The 13894-nt window shown below is 62.6% G+C and carries 16 protein-coding genes and 1 pseudogene; 8 read left to right on the top strand and 9 right to left on the bottom strand.

Annotated features, from left to right (window positions below):
* Window positions 1-35: 35 nt before the first annotated feature.
* From ASD99_RS29760 to ASD99_RS29730, 7 genes are all read right to left on the bottom strand, one after another.
* Complete coding sequence (locus ASD99_RS29760) at window positions 36-965, bottom strand: 3-keto-5-aminohexanoate cleavage protein (protein WP_057145814.1); 930 nt, start codon at window positions 963-965, stop codon at window positions 36-38.
* A 4-nt stretch (window positions 966-969) separates the two neighbouring features.
* Window positions 970-2349 (bottom strand): aspartate aminotransferase family protein, encoded by a 1380-nt coding sequence (locus ASD99_RS29755; RefSeq protein ID WP_056594439.1) that lies wholly within the window; start codon window positions 2347-2349, stop codon window positions 970-972.
* Window position 2350: 1 nt separating this feature from the next.
* Window positions 2351-3994: a N,N-dimethylformamidase beta subunit family domain-containing protein gene (locus ASD99_RS29750; RefSeq protein ID WP_057145885.1), complete on the bottom strand. Its 1644-nt coding sequence runs from the start codon at window positions 3992-3994 to the stop codon at window positions 2351-2353.
* Between the two features lie 8 nt (window positions 3995-4002).
* Window positions 4003-4767 carry an amino acid ABC transporter ATP-binding protein gene (locus ASD99_RS29745; RefSeq protein WP_056594441.1) on the bottom strand — a complete coding sequence of 255 codons (765 nt, stop codon included), beginning with the start codon at window positions 4765-4767 and terminating at the stop codon, window positions 4003-4005.
* Entirely contained in the window at window positions 4764-5423 is a 660-nt protein-coding gene (locus tag ASD99_RS29740) for an amino acid ABC transporter permease (protein WP_057145813.1), read from the bottom strand. The genes ASD99_RS29745 and ASD99_RS29740 overlap by 4 nt, the downstream gene beginning before the upstream one ends.
* Window positions 5424-5435: 12 nt before the next feature.
* Window positions 5436-6083, bottom strand: coding sequence for an amino acid ABC transporter permease (locus tag ASD99_RS29735; RefSeq protein WP_057145812.1), 648 nt, complete (start codon window positions 6081-6083; stop codon window positions 5436-5438).
* A 64-nt stretch (window positions 6084-6147) separates the two neighbouring features.
* Window positions 6148-6930, bottom strand: a complete 783-nt coding sequence (locus ASD99_RS29730; RefSeq protein ID WP_057145811.1) for an ABC transporter substrate-binding protein — start codon at window positions 6928-6930, stop codon at window positions 6148-6150.
* Window positions 6931-7066: 136 nt separating this feature from the next.
* Between ASD99_RS29730 and ASD99_RS29725 the strand changes: the two genes are divergently transcribed.
* On the top strand, window positions 7067-8026 hold the full coding sequence (locus ASD99_RS29725; RefSeq protein ID WP_056594450.1) for a LysR family transcriptional regulator: 960 nt from the start codon (window positions 7067-7069) through the stop codon (window positions 8024-8026).
* Between the two features lie 15 nt (window positions 8027-8041).
* Here ASD99_RS29725 and ASD99_RS29720 read toward each other — a convergent pair whose 3' ends face one another.
* Window positions 8042-8458, bottom strand: a complete 417-nt coding sequence (locus ASD99_RS29720) for an acyl-CoA thioesterase (protein ID WP_056594453.1) — start codon at window positions 8456-8458, stop codon at window positions 8042-8044.
* A 201-nt stretch (window positions 8459-8659) separates the two neighbouring features.
* On the opposite strand from ASD99_RS29720, the gene ASD99_RS29715 reads away from it, so the two are divergent.
* From ASD99_RS29715 to ASD99_RS29705, 3 genes are all read left to right on the top strand, one after another.
* Window positions 8660-8908, top strand: coding sequence for a ParB N-terminal domain-containing protein (locus ASD99_RS29715; protein WP_013532091.1), 249 nt, complete (start codon window positions 8660-8662; stop codon window positions 8906-8908).
* A gap of 135 nt (window positions 8909-9043) precedes the next feature.
* Window positions 9044-9529, top strand: a complete 486-nt coding sequence (locus ASD99_RS29710; protein ID WP_057145884.1) for an SRPBCC family protein — start codon at window positions 9044-9046, stop codon at window positions 9527-9529.
* Window positions 9530-9569: 40 nt separating this feature from the next.
* A complete protein-coding gene (locus ASD99_RS29705; RefSeq protein ID WP_057145810.1) occupies window positions 9570-10457 on the top strand; it encodes an alpha/beta fold hydrolase in 888 nt (295 codons plus the stop codon).
* Window positions 10458-10509: 52 nt separating this feature from the next.
* Here ASD99_RS29705 and ASD99_RS29700 read toward each other — a convergent pair whose 3' ends face one another.
* A complete protein-coding gene (locus ASD99_RS29700; RefSeq protein WP_057145809.1) occupies window positions 10510-11538 on the bottom strand; it encodes an isopenicillin N synthase family dioxygenase in 1029 nt (342 codons plus the stop codon).
* Between the two features lie 116 nt (window positions 11539-11654).
* Here ASD99_RS29700 and ASD99_RS29695 point away from each other — a divergent pair, with 116 nt between their 5' ends.
* From ASD99_RS29695 to ASD99_RS29685, 4 genes and pseudogenes are all read left to right on the top strand, one after another.
* A complete protein-coding gene (locus ASD99_RS29695; RefSeq protein ID WP_057145808.1) occupies window positions 11655-12053 on the top strand; it encodes a GFA family protein in 399 nt (132 codons plus the stop codon).
* A 141-nt stretch (window positions 12054-12194) separates the two neighbouring features.
* Window positions 12195-12392: a hypothetical protein gene (locus tag ASD99_RS29690; protein ID WP_056594467.1), complete on the top strand. Its 198-nt coding sequence runs from the start codon at window positions 12195-12197 to the stop codon at window positions 12390-12392.
* 204 nt (window positions 12393-12596) lie between these two features.
* A pseudogene (locus tag ASD99_RS33770) lies at window positions 12597-12701 on the top strand (undecaprenyl-diphosphatase); the annotation flags it as partial.
* A 265-nt stretch (window positions 12702-12966) separates the two neighbouring features.
* Window positions 12967-13758, top strand: coding sequence for a phosphodiester glycosidase family protein (locus ASD99_RS29685; protein WP_057145807.1), 792 nt, complete (start codon window positions 12967-12969; stop codon window positions 13756-13758).
* The last annotated feature ends 136 nt before the right edge of the window (window positions 13759-13894 follow it).

Genomic DNA, 13894 nt, shown 5'->3' with positions numbered 1-13894 from the left:
ACGTCATTGGATGTTAGATTGATCACTGTCGTCTTTCAAAACGCCACCCGGTCGCCGCCCTTGAGTGCCAGCATGTCGCGCGCTTCGGTGGGCGTGGCAACCTCCAGCGACAGCCCATCGAGAATGCCACGGATGCGACGCACCTGATCGGCGTTGGATTTCGCCAGCTGGCGGCCGTCATAAAGACTGTCCTCCAGCCCGACACGGACATTGCCGCCCATCGCCGCCGCGATGGAAATCAGCGGCATCTGCTGGCGGCCGGCAGCCAGCACCGAGAACTGGTAGCTGTCACCGAACAATTTGTCGGCGATCCGCTTCATGTGGACGAGATTGTCCGGATCGGCGCCGATGCCGCCCAATATGCCCAGCACGAACTGGATGAACAGCGGTCCCGACACCAGACCCCGGTCGCGGAAATGCGCCAGCGAATAGAGATGGCCGACATCGTAGCATTCGAATTCGAAGCGCGTGCCGCAGCCCATGCCCAGCCTCTCAAGCACGCCTTCCATATCGGCGAAGGTGTTCTTGAAGATGGTGTCGCGGGTGGCTTCCAGCAGCTTTGGTTCCCATTCGTGCTGCCATTCCCGTGGCTTGTCGAGCATCGGGAACAGCGCGAAATTCATCGAACCCATGTTGAGCGAGCACATTTCGGGTTCGGCCCGCAGCGGCGCAGCCAGCCGCTGGTCCAGCGTCATCAGCGACGAGCCGCCGGTGGTGATGTTGATCACCGCATCGGTCGCCTGCTTGATGCGTGGCAGGAACTGCATGTAGACGTCCGGATCGGCGGTCGGGCGGCCATCCCTGGGGTCGCGGGCGTGCAGATGCAGGATCGAGGCGCCTGCTTCCGCGGCTGCGATCGCATCGGCGGCGATCTGGTCCGGCGTCACCGGCAGATAGGGCGACATCGACGGCGTGTGCACCGAGCCGGTGACGGCGCAGGTGATGATGACTTTTCGCGGCGCCATGCGTTTACCCTTCGACCGGCAGGTCGAGCTCGGAGGCCAGAACCTCCAGCGAGTCGCCGATGATGGAGACGATCTCGCCGACCTGCTCCCTGGTGACGATCATCGGCGGCGCGACCATGAAATTGTCGCCGTCGACGCCGCCCTTGACCCTGCGGCCATAGATGATCAACCCGCGCTCATAGGCGAGGTCGAGCAGCCGCTGCGTGGCTTTCTTGTTCTGGTCGATCGGCCTCAGCGTCTCGGGATCGGCGACCATCTGGGCGCCGGTGAGCAGGCCCTTGCCGCGTACGTCGGCAATGAACGGAAACCGCTTCGCCAGACCCTTCAGTCCGTCCATCAGCACATCGCCCATGGCAGCCGCATTGGCGATCAGATCGAGCCGATCCATTTCACCGAGCACCGCAAGCCCGGCAGCGCAGGCCAGCGGGTTGCCGGCGTAGGTGTGGCCATGCTGAAAACCGCCCGAGTCGAGCAGCGGCTGCACCAGCCGCATCGGGGCGGCCAGTGCGCCAAGCGGCGCATAGCCCGAGCCCAGCCCCTTGGACAGCGCGACGATGTCGGGCTTGCAGTTCCAGTGGTCGCCGCCGAGAAACTTGCCGGTGCGGCCGGCACCGCTCATCACTTCGTCGTGGATGAGCAGGATGCCGTAGCGGTCGCAGATCTCGCGGATGCGCGGATAATAGCTGTCGGGAGCGACAAGGGCTGATGTCGCAGCACCGCCAATCGGCTCCATGATGAAGGCGACCACGCTGTCCGGGCCTTCGGCCAGGATCTTCTCTTCCAGCATGTCGGCATAGCGGATACCGCGCTGTTCCATCGAGAGATTGTCGCGGTCGCGCCAGGCATTCGGCGCCGGCACGGTCGGCATCACCCGCATCATCGGCTCGAACGTTTCGGCCAGCGCATCGTCGCCAGTAATCGAGAGCGAACCCAACGTGCCGCCATGATAGGAGGGGAAGCGCGTGATCACCTTCCAGCGGCTGGCCTGGCCGGTGGCGACGGCCCATTGCCGCGCCAGCTTGATGCAGGATTCGGTCGCTTCCGAGCCGCCCGAGACGAAGAAGATACGGTCCATGCCTTCCGGCAGTTTGCCGGCGAGTTCCCGCGCCAGCTCCTCCGCCGGCTCGTTCTCGAAATGCAGCCGATAGGCGAAGGTGGCGCGGTCCATCTGCCGCTTCATGGCATCCAGCACATTGCGGTTGGAATGGCCGATATTGGCGACCATCGGGCCGCTAGAGCCGTCGATGAAGCGGCGGCCGTCCTGCGTCCACATGTAGATGCCTTCGGCGCGATCGATCAGCGGCCGGCGCAGGCTGGACAGATAGAACAGATGCGATTGGCGCCGGGCGTCAGTGTCTTGCGTGGCGGATTGGACTTTCGACATGTCAGGACTTTCCGAGGTAACGATCGAGAACATTGCGGGTAACGCGTTCGACCATCGGGTCTTTTCTTAGCAGGCCGGCCACCCATTCACAGCTTCCGGCGTGGAACACCTCGCCCTTGCCGCGCGGGAAATTGACGATCATGCCATTGCCGCGTTTGACTTTTTCCAGGTTGGCGTCGGTCGCCTCGCCGAACAGCGTTTCTGCGTTGAAGCGGCCATCCTCGTCGGTGAGGAACTGATCCTCGATCGGGATATCGGCGCTTTCCTCGACCTGGCTCGCCATGCCGACGGCGAGAACCTGCAGGCCATCAGGCGCGCCGCTGGTCGCTGCGGGGTAGGGCAGGCCGCCGCGTATCTCGAACTCGAGCCCGTCGACCTCATAGCCATAGACATGGCTGTCGGCGCCCAGCAGGTCGCCATAGTAGATGCCAGTGCCGGCGAAGGCCCAGTGCTCGGGCCGGTAAACCGGGAAGCCACGCGCGCCGCGCGGCGCGCAGCCGCCCCAACCGGCATAGAGGCCGCGGGTCGCATTGAGCCCGAAGGTCGCCGATCCCGGCCGGCCGATTTCCGGCGCTTCCCAGGAATTGGTGGCGCGGGTGACGTCGCTGCCCGGGAGATAGGCCGGGTCTTCGGCACGCGAACGATATTTGTAGCAAACCTGCCGGCGGCCCTCGTCTTCCAGCCGCGTCTGCCACATGAAATTGCCGGCAAAGCGCGCCGCATGGCCGCCGCGCTCGACATAGGCGTCGACGGCATCGCGCATCTCCCAGGTCCAATATTCGTCATGGCCGACGAAGACGGCACAGTCATAGCCGTCGAGTATGTCCGGCGAAAAATGCAGATCATGCTGGCTGGCAAGATCGACTTCATAGCCGGCCTGTTCGGCGAAGCGGAAGAAATGGCTGTCGTAACTGGCCCAGCCCGACGAGGCGTATTTCTTCGAATGGCCGGTGGCGAGCGCCCATTCCATGTGCGGATAGCGCGGCACCGTCTTGGGCGGCACGGCGACTTCCAGCGGCACGCGCGGCGCATCCTTCGGCAGCACGACGAAGCCACGACACCAGGGGCGTTGCGTCGACACGATGGGCGAATACTGGTTGCGATCCGGCCCGGTGATGCCCTGGTAGTGGTTGGAGCCGCCCCAGGTGTTGTAGGCGAGCCACGTTCCCGTCGCCGCCACCTGCAGCACACGGCCGGGTTTCTTGCCGGGCAGGGGCGCGACGATGAAAATATGGTGGCATTGGATCGGCTTGCCGTCGCGACCATCCGCGGTCAGCGTGACCCGGTAGGCTCCGGACGGCCAGTCGCTCCCGATACGGAATTCGAACGAGGCTTCCCAGCCGCAGCCTTCAGCCGAACATTGGTCCGGACTTTCCTGCCAGCGCGCCGCGATGCCCGATTTCTCGAAGACTTTGGTCTCGCTGCCGCCGTCCCGGGTGATTGTCATGCCTAACGTTGGAGCTGTCGAACTGACATGCAACGCCACCGTTTCGCCGGCGCGATAGGAAAACCGGTCGCTGTAGCACCAGATCTCGCCGCGTTCGCCGTCCATGCCCGGCCATTCGTAATAGTGGCCGCGTACCGCGTGGCGGCGCTGCTCCGGCGTCAGTCCGAAATCGGGGAATTCCGTGTTTGGTCTGGTCATGGTCATACTCAGGCGGAAAGATATTTCTTGAGGAAGGTGCGCGTGCGTTCCTTCTGCGGCGCGCGGAACATGTCGCCGGGCGGGCCTTCCTCGACGATCACGCCGCCATCCATGAACAGCACCCTGTCGGCCACTTCGCCGGCAAAGCGCATCTCATGCGTTACGATGAGCATGGTCATGTGTTCGGCGGCAAGCTGTTTCATCACCGCGTTGACCTCGTCGACCAGTTCCGGGTCGAGCGCCGAGGTGGCTTCGTCGAACAGCATCACCTTGGGCTGCATAGCCAACGCACGGGCAATCGCCACGCGCTGCTTCTGGCCGCCCGAAAGCCGCGAAGGGTAGGCGTCGATCTTGTCGGCGAGCCCGACCTTGGACAAGAGGCTATGCGCAAGCGCATGTGCATCGCCCTTGGTCATGCCTTTGAGGATCATCGGCCCCATGGAGATGTTCTCGATCACGGTCAGATGCGGGAACAGATTGAAGTGCTGAAACACCATGCCCATCTGCTGTCGCACCTTGTTGATGTGCCGCTCGAAGGCATGACCGTGCAGCTTCTGGTTGACCTGCACGCCGTCGAGCCAGACTTCACCGGAGTCAAGGGATTCCAGATGGTTGATGGAGCGCAGCAGCGTGCTCTTGCCGGAGCCGCTCGGCCCGATGATGGCGACGATCTGTCCGCGATCGACCGACAGGTCTATGCCTTTGAGGACCTCGACCGCGCCGAACGATTTGCGCGCGCCGCGAACCTCGACCATTGGCCGCTGCGTGCTCATCGGGAAGCCTCCACATGTCTTTCAAACAGGCGCAAGGCCGCCTCGAGCACAAGGTTGAGAATGTAGTAGAGCGCCGCAGCCGTGATGTAGAATTCGAACGGGCGGAACGTTTCGCTGATCGCCAACTGGGCCGAATGGACCAGCTCGGCGATACCGATGACCGAGACGATGGAGGATTCCTTCAGCAGCGCGATCAGGTTGCCGCCGATCGGCGGCGCGGTGTTGCGGATGGCTTGCGGTATGACGACATGGCGCAGCGTCTGCCACTTGCCGAAACCGATGCTGCGCGCACCTTCCGTCTGGCCGACATCGACGGCCACGATGCCGGCGCGGATGATGTCGGCATTGTAGACGGCAAAATGCAGGCCAAGCCCGACAATGCCGGCGGCAAGGGCAGGGATGTCGATGCCGATCTGCACCAGGCCGAAATAGATCAGGAACAGCTGCAAAAGCAGCGGCGTGCCCATGAACACCCACATGAAGGCGCGCACGGGATAGGCGACGATCACTGGGGCATAGAGCACGATGACCGCGAACAGGATGCCGCCGAAGAAGCTGAGCGCGCCCGCCGAAACGGTCAGCGCCGTCGTCCACCAGGCGCCTATCACCAGAAGGTCCCAATAGGGCGCGACGACGGTGAAATCCAAACCTTGCATCGTGCTCTCCGGTCAGACGATGGCGAAGCGTTTGTCGAGCAGGTCGACGACCCGCGCGACCGCGTAGACCATGATCATGTAGAGCAGGGCCGCAACGCCGAAGATCTCGAACGGCTTGTAGGTGGAGCCGATGAAGCGCTGGGCGGTGTAAGTCAGTTCGACGACTGAAATGGTCGACACCAGTGCGGATCCTTTCAGCAAAGCAACCGTATTGACCCCGAGCGGCCGGATCATCAGCCGCGCGGCCTGCGGCAGCACGACCTTGCGCAGCGTCTGGAGACGGCTGAAGCCGATTGTGCGGGCAGCCTCGGTCTGGCCTCTGTCGACCGCGACCAGCGCACCACGGATCGATTCCGCCATATAGGCGCCGATGTTGAGGCCGAGGCCGATGACGCCAGCGGCGAACGGCTCCAGATTGATGCCGATCTGCGGGCCGCCGAAATAGAGCACGAAGAGCTGGATCAGGCACGGCGTGCCGCGAAACAGGCTGACATAGAGCGTGCCGATGGTCCGCAGGATTGCCGACCTCGACATCTTGGCGGTCGCGGCCAATGCCGCAGCCGCAAGGCCCAGGATCAGGGCCAACACCGTGATCTCGATCGTCACCAGGGCGGCTTCCACGAAGAACGGGAAGACACGCTGCATCAGGGAGAAATCCATGAGACGGTCCAGCAGGAGGGGCGCTCGGCTTCAGACGATCTTGGCCGCCTGAAGCCAGAAGGGATCAGCGGATGTCGCTGCCAACCCACTTCATCGAGATCTTTTCGTAGCTGCCGTCGGCCAGCATGTCGTCCAGCGCCTTCTGCATCGCAGCCTTGAGCTCCGGATTGTCCTTGCGGATGGCGATGCCGATGGCGACAGCGCCGCCTTCGATATCGGGCGTGTTGAGCTTGCGGACCTTCTCGCCGGTTTCCTTGACGGCAACCATGACCGGAATGTTGTCGACGACGATGGCATCGACGCGACCAGCCCTCAACTCGAGCAGCAGTTCCGGCAGGCCCTTGTAGGTGCGGATGTCCCAGCCGCCTTTTTCGCGCGCCCATTTCTCGTGCGTCTCGCCCAGCGTCACGCCAATGGTCTTGCCCTTGAGGTCGTCGAGGCTCTGCACCTTGGAAGCCTCGCTTACGAATACAGCGCGGCCGGCGTGGTAGTAGGGCCCGACGAAATCGACCACCTTCTCACGCTCTGGCGTGATCGTCATGGAGCCGACGACGGTGTCGTATTTGTTGGCGAGCAGGCCGGCGATGATCCCGTCCCAGGCGGTGGTGATGATGATGCCCTTGACACCGATGCGCTCGGCGATGGCCTTGCCGATATCGGCGTCGAAGCCGACGACTTCGTTCTGGTCGTTGACGAAGTTGAAGGGCGGATACTGACCGCTCATGGAAATCTTCAGCTCGCCCGCCGCCTTGATCTTCTCGAGGTCGTCGGCTTTGGCCGAAACAGCCGTAAAGGTCGACGCGAGCAGCAGGGCCGCAACGGCGATGCCGGAAAATACTCTGTTCATCTAATTTCCTGTCCTCTGGATGGAGCGCAAAGTCTTGTTCTTGGGGGGCGCGGGGATGCTTTCCTGTTTTCAATGATTGCCTTTGCGGTATCATTGCGCAAATAGATAATGGGAATAGGGAGCATAGATGTCAGGAATGGCTTTGCCTCGCCCCGAACGGCTGGTCTGGGATCTGGACTGGAACCTTCTGCGGACGTTCGTTGTGATCGCCGAGGTGAAGAGCATCACGCGCGCCGCCGAGCGGCTGAACCTCAAGCAGCCCAGCGTCAGCAACGCCCTGCGGCGGCTGGAAGACCGGGTCGGCCGGCGGCTGGTCGAGCGGGACGCGACACGCTTCGAGCTCACCGAGGTCGGACGGCTTCTCTATGAGCAGAGCGTGGAGGTGTTCGGCACCATATCGCAGCTGCCGCTGCTGATGCGCGGCATCAGCGACGACGTCACCGGCCATGTGATGATCGCGACGGCCAGCCATGTCGTCTCGCCGCTCTTCGATAAGGCGCTGTCCGAATTTCACCGCAACTACCCGCGCGCCAGCATCACCATTTCGGTGGCGGCAAGCACCGAAGTCGCCAAACAGGTGAGGGAGCGGCGTGCCTCCTTCGGCATCTGCCTGGTCAGCCAGCGCGATCCGGCGCTGGAATATGCGATGGTCTACCGCGAGTTCTTCGGCTTCTTCTGTGGGCCGCAACACAGGCTTTACGGGCAAACCGGACTGACGCTGGCCGATCTCCGGGGCGAACCCTCGGTATCGTTCCAGACCGACCATATTTCGGACGCGTTGCGGCCGGTCGCACTGTTGCGCAGCGAAGCCCGGCTGAACGCCGATGTCGTCGGCGTGTCCTCGAGCCTGGAAGAGGTACGGCGCATGATCGTTGCCGGGCTCGGCATCGGCCCGCTGCCGCTGCACGTCGCGCGGCGTGACATGGCGGATGGAACGCTGTGGCGGCTGCCCCCCTATGACGCGCCGCCGGCCATCGACATCTTCCTGCTGGTCAATCCGGACAAGACGATGAACCGCGCCGAGAAGGCGCTGCTGTCCGGGCTGCAGACGTTGATCGCGGAGACACCGCTTGGCGACCGTATCTACCAAGGCTGACCGGCCGAGACAGGTTTATTCGATCAGCAAGGCCGTGGCGCGGGTTCGCATTGCCTCGTCCAGCGCCACCGAGGCGCGCGCGGAGAGGTCGAAGCGCACGCTGGTCGTCCGGCTCGATGCACGGACAACGCCGTCGAGCGATCCCGACATCACCTGTTCGAAGGTGATGGAGGTGCGGCCGATCTTCACGACATGCGAGCGGATGGTGATGAGCGCACCGGCTTTGGTTTCATGCCGATAGTCGATTTCGGTGCGCACATCGGCCCATCCGATTTGCGATGCCTGATTATCGTCCTGTCCGGCGATATGGCCGAGAAGCTGGAAGCTGGCATCGTCGAACATGGCTGCGTAGTGACGCACATTCACGTGCCCCATCACGTCGCACATCCAGGGATGAGCGACGCCGACAAAAGTGACGAGAGATTTGCTCATGGGGATTCTTGCCCTCCGTGGCCATCGACGATCGCGCCGACGCAATATCGAAACGCACGCCGACAGGCAAACGGTCTGCTGTCCCTGGCATCTTCGAACCGAGAATGACCTCCACGCATCGTATTTGTTAGCCGCGCCCTTGGCCGCCTCCACCAAACGGACTATCTCAAGGGAGGCGGCGTTTCCGCCACGGGGGTCGGCATGCTCAGAGTGCAAAAGGTCAAGGTCGACGAGATCTACGTGCCGACGGCGCGCAAGAAGACGCTGCACCCCGAGACCGTCCGCCATCTGGCCGAGGACATCCTGGAAAACGGCATGAAGACGCCGATCCAGGTCCGCCATGACGGCAAGCGTCATATCCTCGTCGAAGGCCTGCATCGGCTGGAGGCGGCAAAATGGCTCGGCGAGACCGAGATAGAGGCCTATCTGGTGCAAGCCAAGCGTCACTGACACGGCCTTCGTTCGCCACCGGATCGACGCACGGCACGGACGTCGTCAAAAAATTTCGCTGGCCATGTCGGTTTGCGGTTGATCGGCTCGTCCTTGGGACGGAAGCCAGATCAAACGCACACCGAGGACATCATCATGACCACCAAGCTCGACATCGCCCCCGCCAATGACCGCGAACTGGTCCTTGCCCGCATCATCGATGCGCCGCGCGAAAACGTCTATCGCTGCTGGACCGACCCGAAGCTGATCACGCAATGGTTCGCGCCAAAGCCGTGGACGACGCCGCGCGCCGAAATGGATGTGCGCACCGGCGGCTCGAGCCTTGTCGTCATGGCCGGCCCAGACGGCAACGAATTCCCCAACCCTGGTGTTTTCCTCGAAGTCGTTCCCGGCAAGAAGATCGTGTTCACCGACGCCTACACCCAGGCATGGGAGCCATCGGAAAAGCCGTTCATGACCGGCGTGCTGACCTTCGAGGACGAAGGCAATGGCAAGACCCGCTACATCGCCCGGGTCAGGCACTGGAGCGCCGCCGACCGCGAACAGCACGAGAAGATGGGTTTCCACGAGGGCTGGGGCCAGTGCACCGATCAGCTCGAGGAACTCGCCAAAACGCTTTGATCGGCATGACGCTTTGATATCGGCAGGAGAGGAGATCGATATGTCCAAAACCCTGATTTTCGCCATTCTTGCTTCGGCCGCGGCGCTTCTCGGCTGCCCGGGCACCACCAATGCGGAGGAGGCAAAAACCGTCATGACGACCGAAACGAGCGCACTGCCCAAGCCGGGGAAGTCTGGCCTGCTGCCGATCAACGGCCAGGACTACTATTACGCCATCTACGGCAAGGGCGAGCCGCTGCTTCTGCTGCATGGCGGCCTTGGCACCACGGACATGTTCGCGCCGCTCCTGCCCAAGCTTGCCGAAAACCGCACCGTCATCGGTGTCGACCTGCAAGGCCATGGCCGCACGGCGCTCGGCGAGCGACCGTTCAGTCTGGAGGCGATGGGCGACGACATGGCTGCCATCGTCGAGGCGCTCGGCTACGACAAGGTCGACGTCATGGGCTATTCGCTGGGTGGCGGCGTCGCCTTCCGTATGGCCATCCAGAATCCCGAAGCGGTGCGCCGGCTTGTCCTGGTGTCGACCGGCTACGCGGCCGACGGATTCTACGCCGAGATGCGCGGCCAGCAGGCGCAGGTCAGTGCAGCGGCGGCCGATTTCATGAAGGACACGCCGATGTACAAATCCTACGTCGCGGTGGCGCCGCGCCCGCCCGATTTCCCGAAGCTGCTCGATGCACTGGGCAACTTCATGCGTCAGAACCGCGACTACTCCGCCGACGTCGCCAAGCTGAAGATGCCGGTCGGCGGCCTGAAGGACGCCGGCTGGACGCGCGAGAACCTGTCGCAGAACCGACTGGCGATCCTGCCCAACCGCACCCACTACGACGTCTTCTTCGCGCCGGAACTGACGGCTGCGGCACTGCCGTTCCTCAACGGCGAGATCAAGGTGAAGACCTGGGACGAGGTCGTCAGCGAAACGGAATGATCGCCTGCCTGCTCCCGCCGGCCATCTCCCGTGAGACGGCTGGCGGTTCTGTTTATGAAGCCTTGGCGCGGCGCGGCTGCCTGAGATGCTTGATGCCGCTCATCTCGACGAAATTTGTCGCCGCCTCCCAGAGATAGTCTCCATAGAGAAACGGTTCGAAGGGCTCAGTGCCCGCCAGGGGCAGAAGCGCAATCTCCGCATCGACGCGCGGTTCGTAGAAGAACGGGATCGAGAAGCGCGCCGTCTTCGGCGCAATCACTCGGTGCCGCGTCGCCCGGACGCGTCCGCCGGTCCAGCGCTCCAGCAGTTGGCCGAAATTGACCGCCAGCGTGCTGTTGGCCGGCGGCACGTCGATCCACTCGCCGGCAACGGTCTTGGCCTGCAAGCCCTCGACGCCGTCCTGCGCCAGCAAGGTGACGAAGCCGGAATCGGCATGCTCGCGGCCGATGATGGTGCGCCTCTCGCCCTTGTGGACAACCGAAAATTCCGGCCCGCTGGTGTCGACCCCGGCATTGGCGTCACGCAGGGGATAGCGGATCAGCCGCAGCGTCGAGATGCCATGCTCGAAATAGGCATCGAAGATCTTTTCCGGCTGGCCAAGCCCTCGGGCGATCGAGCGCATCAGCGCGTTGCCCACCGTCTCCATCGCGCGGTAATAATCCGCTGCCGCCGCGCGCCAGCCGGGCAGAACGTCTTCGGCCGGCAAGGGTGTCGGCTCGCACAACGGATCGTCTGAAGCCGGGGCACCAGCCGCATAGGCAAGGTCCGGTCCCATGTCGATGCCTTCCTTGTAGGAGACGGCGGTCGGCTGCAGCGGGAACCAGCCACGATAGACATTCTTCTTCGTCCGGTCGAAATTCCAGCGCAGCAGTTTCTGCTTCTCGGCGTCGGCAAGCGCGAAGATGCGCAGCACTTGTGCGCGTTTGTCCGGCGTCAGCCAGTCGTCGCCTGGAAAGTCCCGGACCGCCATGAAGCCGATTCCGCGGGCCGCCGCCATGATCCTGGCGTCGGTGCGGTCGCGAGCGGGCGAGGGCGGGCCGAACAGGTCCGCAATGCCGATGGTTTCGATGTCCGGCGTCATGGCTTCGGTTCCATTCGCATCATCATAATCGATGGCGTTGTATCAAAGCTTTTCAATTGACCCAATTGGTCCCGCGGCTACCTTGCCGCGTATTCTCTCCACAATGGATCAGGGCCATGGCAAGATATGAGGGTGGATGCCTGTGCAAGGCGGTGCGCTACCGCACGGACGCAGCCCCCATCAACGAACGCATCTGCCACTGCCGGGTTTGCCAGAAGGCGATCGGAGCCGCCTTCAATGCACGCGTGCTGTTTCGCATCGACGACGTGACGGTCGACGGGCCACTGGCAACGATCAACTCCTCGCCGGACCTGAAGCGCGGCTTTTGCGCGAGTTGCGGTACGACGATGTTCTCCCGGCGCGATTCCGCAGGCATCATCGGCATCACCACCGGTTCGCTTGATGACCCCTCCATTTTCAAGCCGCAAATGCATATTTTCACGGCCTCGAAGCAGCCCTGGCTGGTGCTCGAAGACGGCCTGCCGCAGCACGAAGGCGCGCCGCCGCCGGCCTAGGCTTTTCCCTGGGAATGGAGGGCGCAAGCCTGGACAGAATTTGATCCAAATCGACACGAGATAGCCGGCAAAGCGTCATTGGCGAGCCATCTTTGTCTCCCTATTTAGGGGGCGCGGGCACGGCATTCGAGGAGACGACGGATGAATGACAGCATCAGCACCCTGGACGAGCTTTTGAGCGATCCGATGGTCCTGCTTGTGATGGAGCGCGATCGCGTGCGCCCCGAACAGGTGCGCATGCTGCTCGAACGGGTTCGTCGGCCCTCTGTCGATGAACCTGGCGTGCCGCCAGCGCATGTGATCGCCAGGGCATGCCAGAAACTCCAGCTCTGCCCATAAATCGCGTTGAGATTAACCGCCTTGCGGTTTTCCCTATGAACTTTGAACCGACCCCAATGCGGGCCGGTTTTGAATCGCGTGCATTCCGGCACAGCTTACAAATCCGTAAATTGATTATCCCACTCATGACGATAAGGCTTGCCCGGGATTGACCGGTACTGGCCGGTCCGCGCAAGTCCGATCTCTCATGCATGGAATTCGCCATTGGCCGACATTTGCACTCAAGGCCTGGATACGGGCTTCGTCGGCCTGGGATTCGCCAAGGTGGCGTTTCTTGGCGTGGTGCAAGGCATCACCGAATTGCTGCCGTGACAACAGCGCTAACGAAACACCGGAACCGGGCCACTTTCGGATGATGGCCGTTGCCGCTCGCGTTCAGTCAGCATTTTGCACAATTCCATTATATGATGTTCACCGGCCTTCAGCGCATCCGCCGAGGTATGAACCGAGTAGTTCCCCAGGTGGAGCGGATGCGGATGTGGTGCAGCGCTACCGATCACTAGGGCACTTTCACAGTATCGCTTGAAACGGGCTATATCCGTACCGGATCATCGAACTGGATTCCTGTACGCGCATGGCTTTCTTGACCCTTCTGCAATCGGTCCCATTGCTGCTGGCGCTGGCCAAGGGCGCGCTGCCGTCGGTGGCGGCACTCGGCATTGGGTTTGGCCAGTGGGTTGCCTCGCTGCCGCCATGCCGGGATTTCGCCTTCGAGGCGACCAGCTATCTCGTGTGCGAGGTCGACCCGAAACGATATCAGGTCGAACTGTTCTGGAAGGATCCCGCGGGCAAGCCGTTTCAGTCGCTGCACAATCTCCATGCCTCGCAACAGGCGGCCGGGCGCACGATGCTGTTCGGCATCAACGCCGGCATGTATCACCCGAACCTCGATCCGGTTGGTCTCTACGTCGAGCACGGCCAGGAAATGGCTTCGGTGAAGACCGGATCGGGAAATGGCAATTTCTCCCTGCAGCCGAATGGCATCTTCTTCATGCGCGACGGCAAAGCCGCGGTCCGCGCCACCAGGGATTTTGTGAAAAGGCGTCCGCCCGTCGACTATGCGACGCAATCCGGGCCGATGCTGGTGATCGATGGCCAGTTGCATCGGAAATTCCAGGCCGACAGCACCTCGCGAAAAACCCGCGACGGGGTCGGGGTGCGAAAGGACGGCGTCGCGGTCTTTGCGATTTCGAACGGCACGGTGACCTTCCATGCCTTCGCCCGGCTTTTCCGCGACGCGCTCGGCTGCGACAATGCGCTGTTCCTCGACGGCACGATATCTAGCCTGTTTGCGCCTGCCATCGGCCGCAACGACGACTATTGGAATCTGGGGCCGATGATCGGCGTCTTCAGGAAGAGCGGCTAGCGCCCGAACTCTCTGCCCGGCTCCCCGCTTGGCCCTTGGGAACCCCATTCGCCAACCCTCGCTCCGACAAATAATCTTTGATTCAAACTTTATTGGTAATTTCTCATTCATAACTGATCCGGTTTGTCCGTTGGCT

The sequence above is a fragment of the Mesorhizobium sp. Root695 genome (genome assembly GCF_001428185.1).
Lineage (GTDB): Bacteria > Pseudomonadota > Alphaproteobacteria > Rhizobiales > Rhizobiaceae > Mesorhizobium.
Note: the sequence above shows the minus strand (reverse complement) of the source record. Positions and strands in the feature narration are given on the sequence as shown.

Coding starts and splice junctions, on each gene's coding strand:
- ASD99_RS29760 (WP_057145814.1), bottom strand. CDS start 965: ATGGCGCCGCGAAAAGTCATCATCACCTGCGCCGTCACCGGCTCGGTG.
- ASD99_RS29755 (WP_056594439.1), bottom strand. CDS start 2,349: ATGTCGAAAGTCCAATCCGCCACGCAAGACACTGACGCCCGGCGCCAA.
- ASD99_RS29750 (WP_057145885.1), bottom strand. CDS start 3,994: ATGACCAGACCAAACACGGAATTCCCCGATTTCGGACTGACGCCGGAG.
- ASD99_RS29745 (WP_056594441.1), bottom strand. CDS start 4,767: ATGAGCACGCAGCGGCCAATGGTCGAGGTTCGCGGCGCGCGCAAATCG.
- ASD99_RS29740 (WP_057145813.1), bottom strand. CDS start 5,423: ATGCAAGGTTTGGATTTCACCGTCGTCGCGCCCTATTGGGACCTTCTG.
- ASD99_RS29735 (WP_057145812.1), bottom strand. CDS start 6,083: ATGGATTTCTCCCTGATGCAGCGTGTCTTCCCGTTCTTCGTGGAAGCC.
- ASD99_RS29730 (WP_057145811.1), bottom strand. CDS start 6,930: ATGAACAGAGTATTTTCCGGCATCGCCGTTGCGGCCCTGCTGCTCGCG.
- ASD99_RS29725 (WP_056594450.1), top strand. CDS start 7,067: ATGGCTTTGCCTCGCCCCGAACGGCTGGTCTGGGATCTGGACTGGAAC.
- ASD99_RS29720 (WP_056594453.1), bottom strand. CDS start 8,458: ATGAGCAAATCTCTCGTCACTTTTGTCGGCGTCGCTCATCCCTGGATG.
- ASD99_RS29715 (WP_013532091.1), top strand. CDS start 8,660: ATGCTCAGAGTGCAAAAGGTCAAGGTCGACGAGATCTACGTGCCGACG.
- ASD99_RS29710 (WP_057145884.1), top strand. CDS start 9,044: ATGACCACCAAGCTCGACATCGCCCCCGCCAATGACCGCGAACTGGTC.
- ASD99_RS29705 (WP_057145810.1), top strand. CDS start 9,570: ATGTCCAAAACCCTGATTTTCGCCATTCTTGCTTCGGCCGCGGCGCTT.
- ASD99_RS29700 (WP_057145809.1), bottom strand. CDS start 11,538: ATGACGCCGGACATCGAAACCATCGGCATTGCGGACCTGTTCGGCCCG.
- ASD99_RS29695 (WP_057145808.1), top strand. CDS start 11,655: ATGGCAAGATATGAGGGTGGATGCCTGTGCAAGGCGGTGCGCTACCGC.
- ASD99_RS29690 (WP_056594467.1), top strand. CDS start 12,195: ATGAATGACAGCATCAGCACCCTGGACGAGCTTTTGAGCGATCCGATG.
- ASD99_RS29685 (WP_057145807.1), top strand. CDS start 12,967: ATGGCTTTCTTGACCCTTCTGCAATCGGTCCCATTGCTGCTGGCGCTG.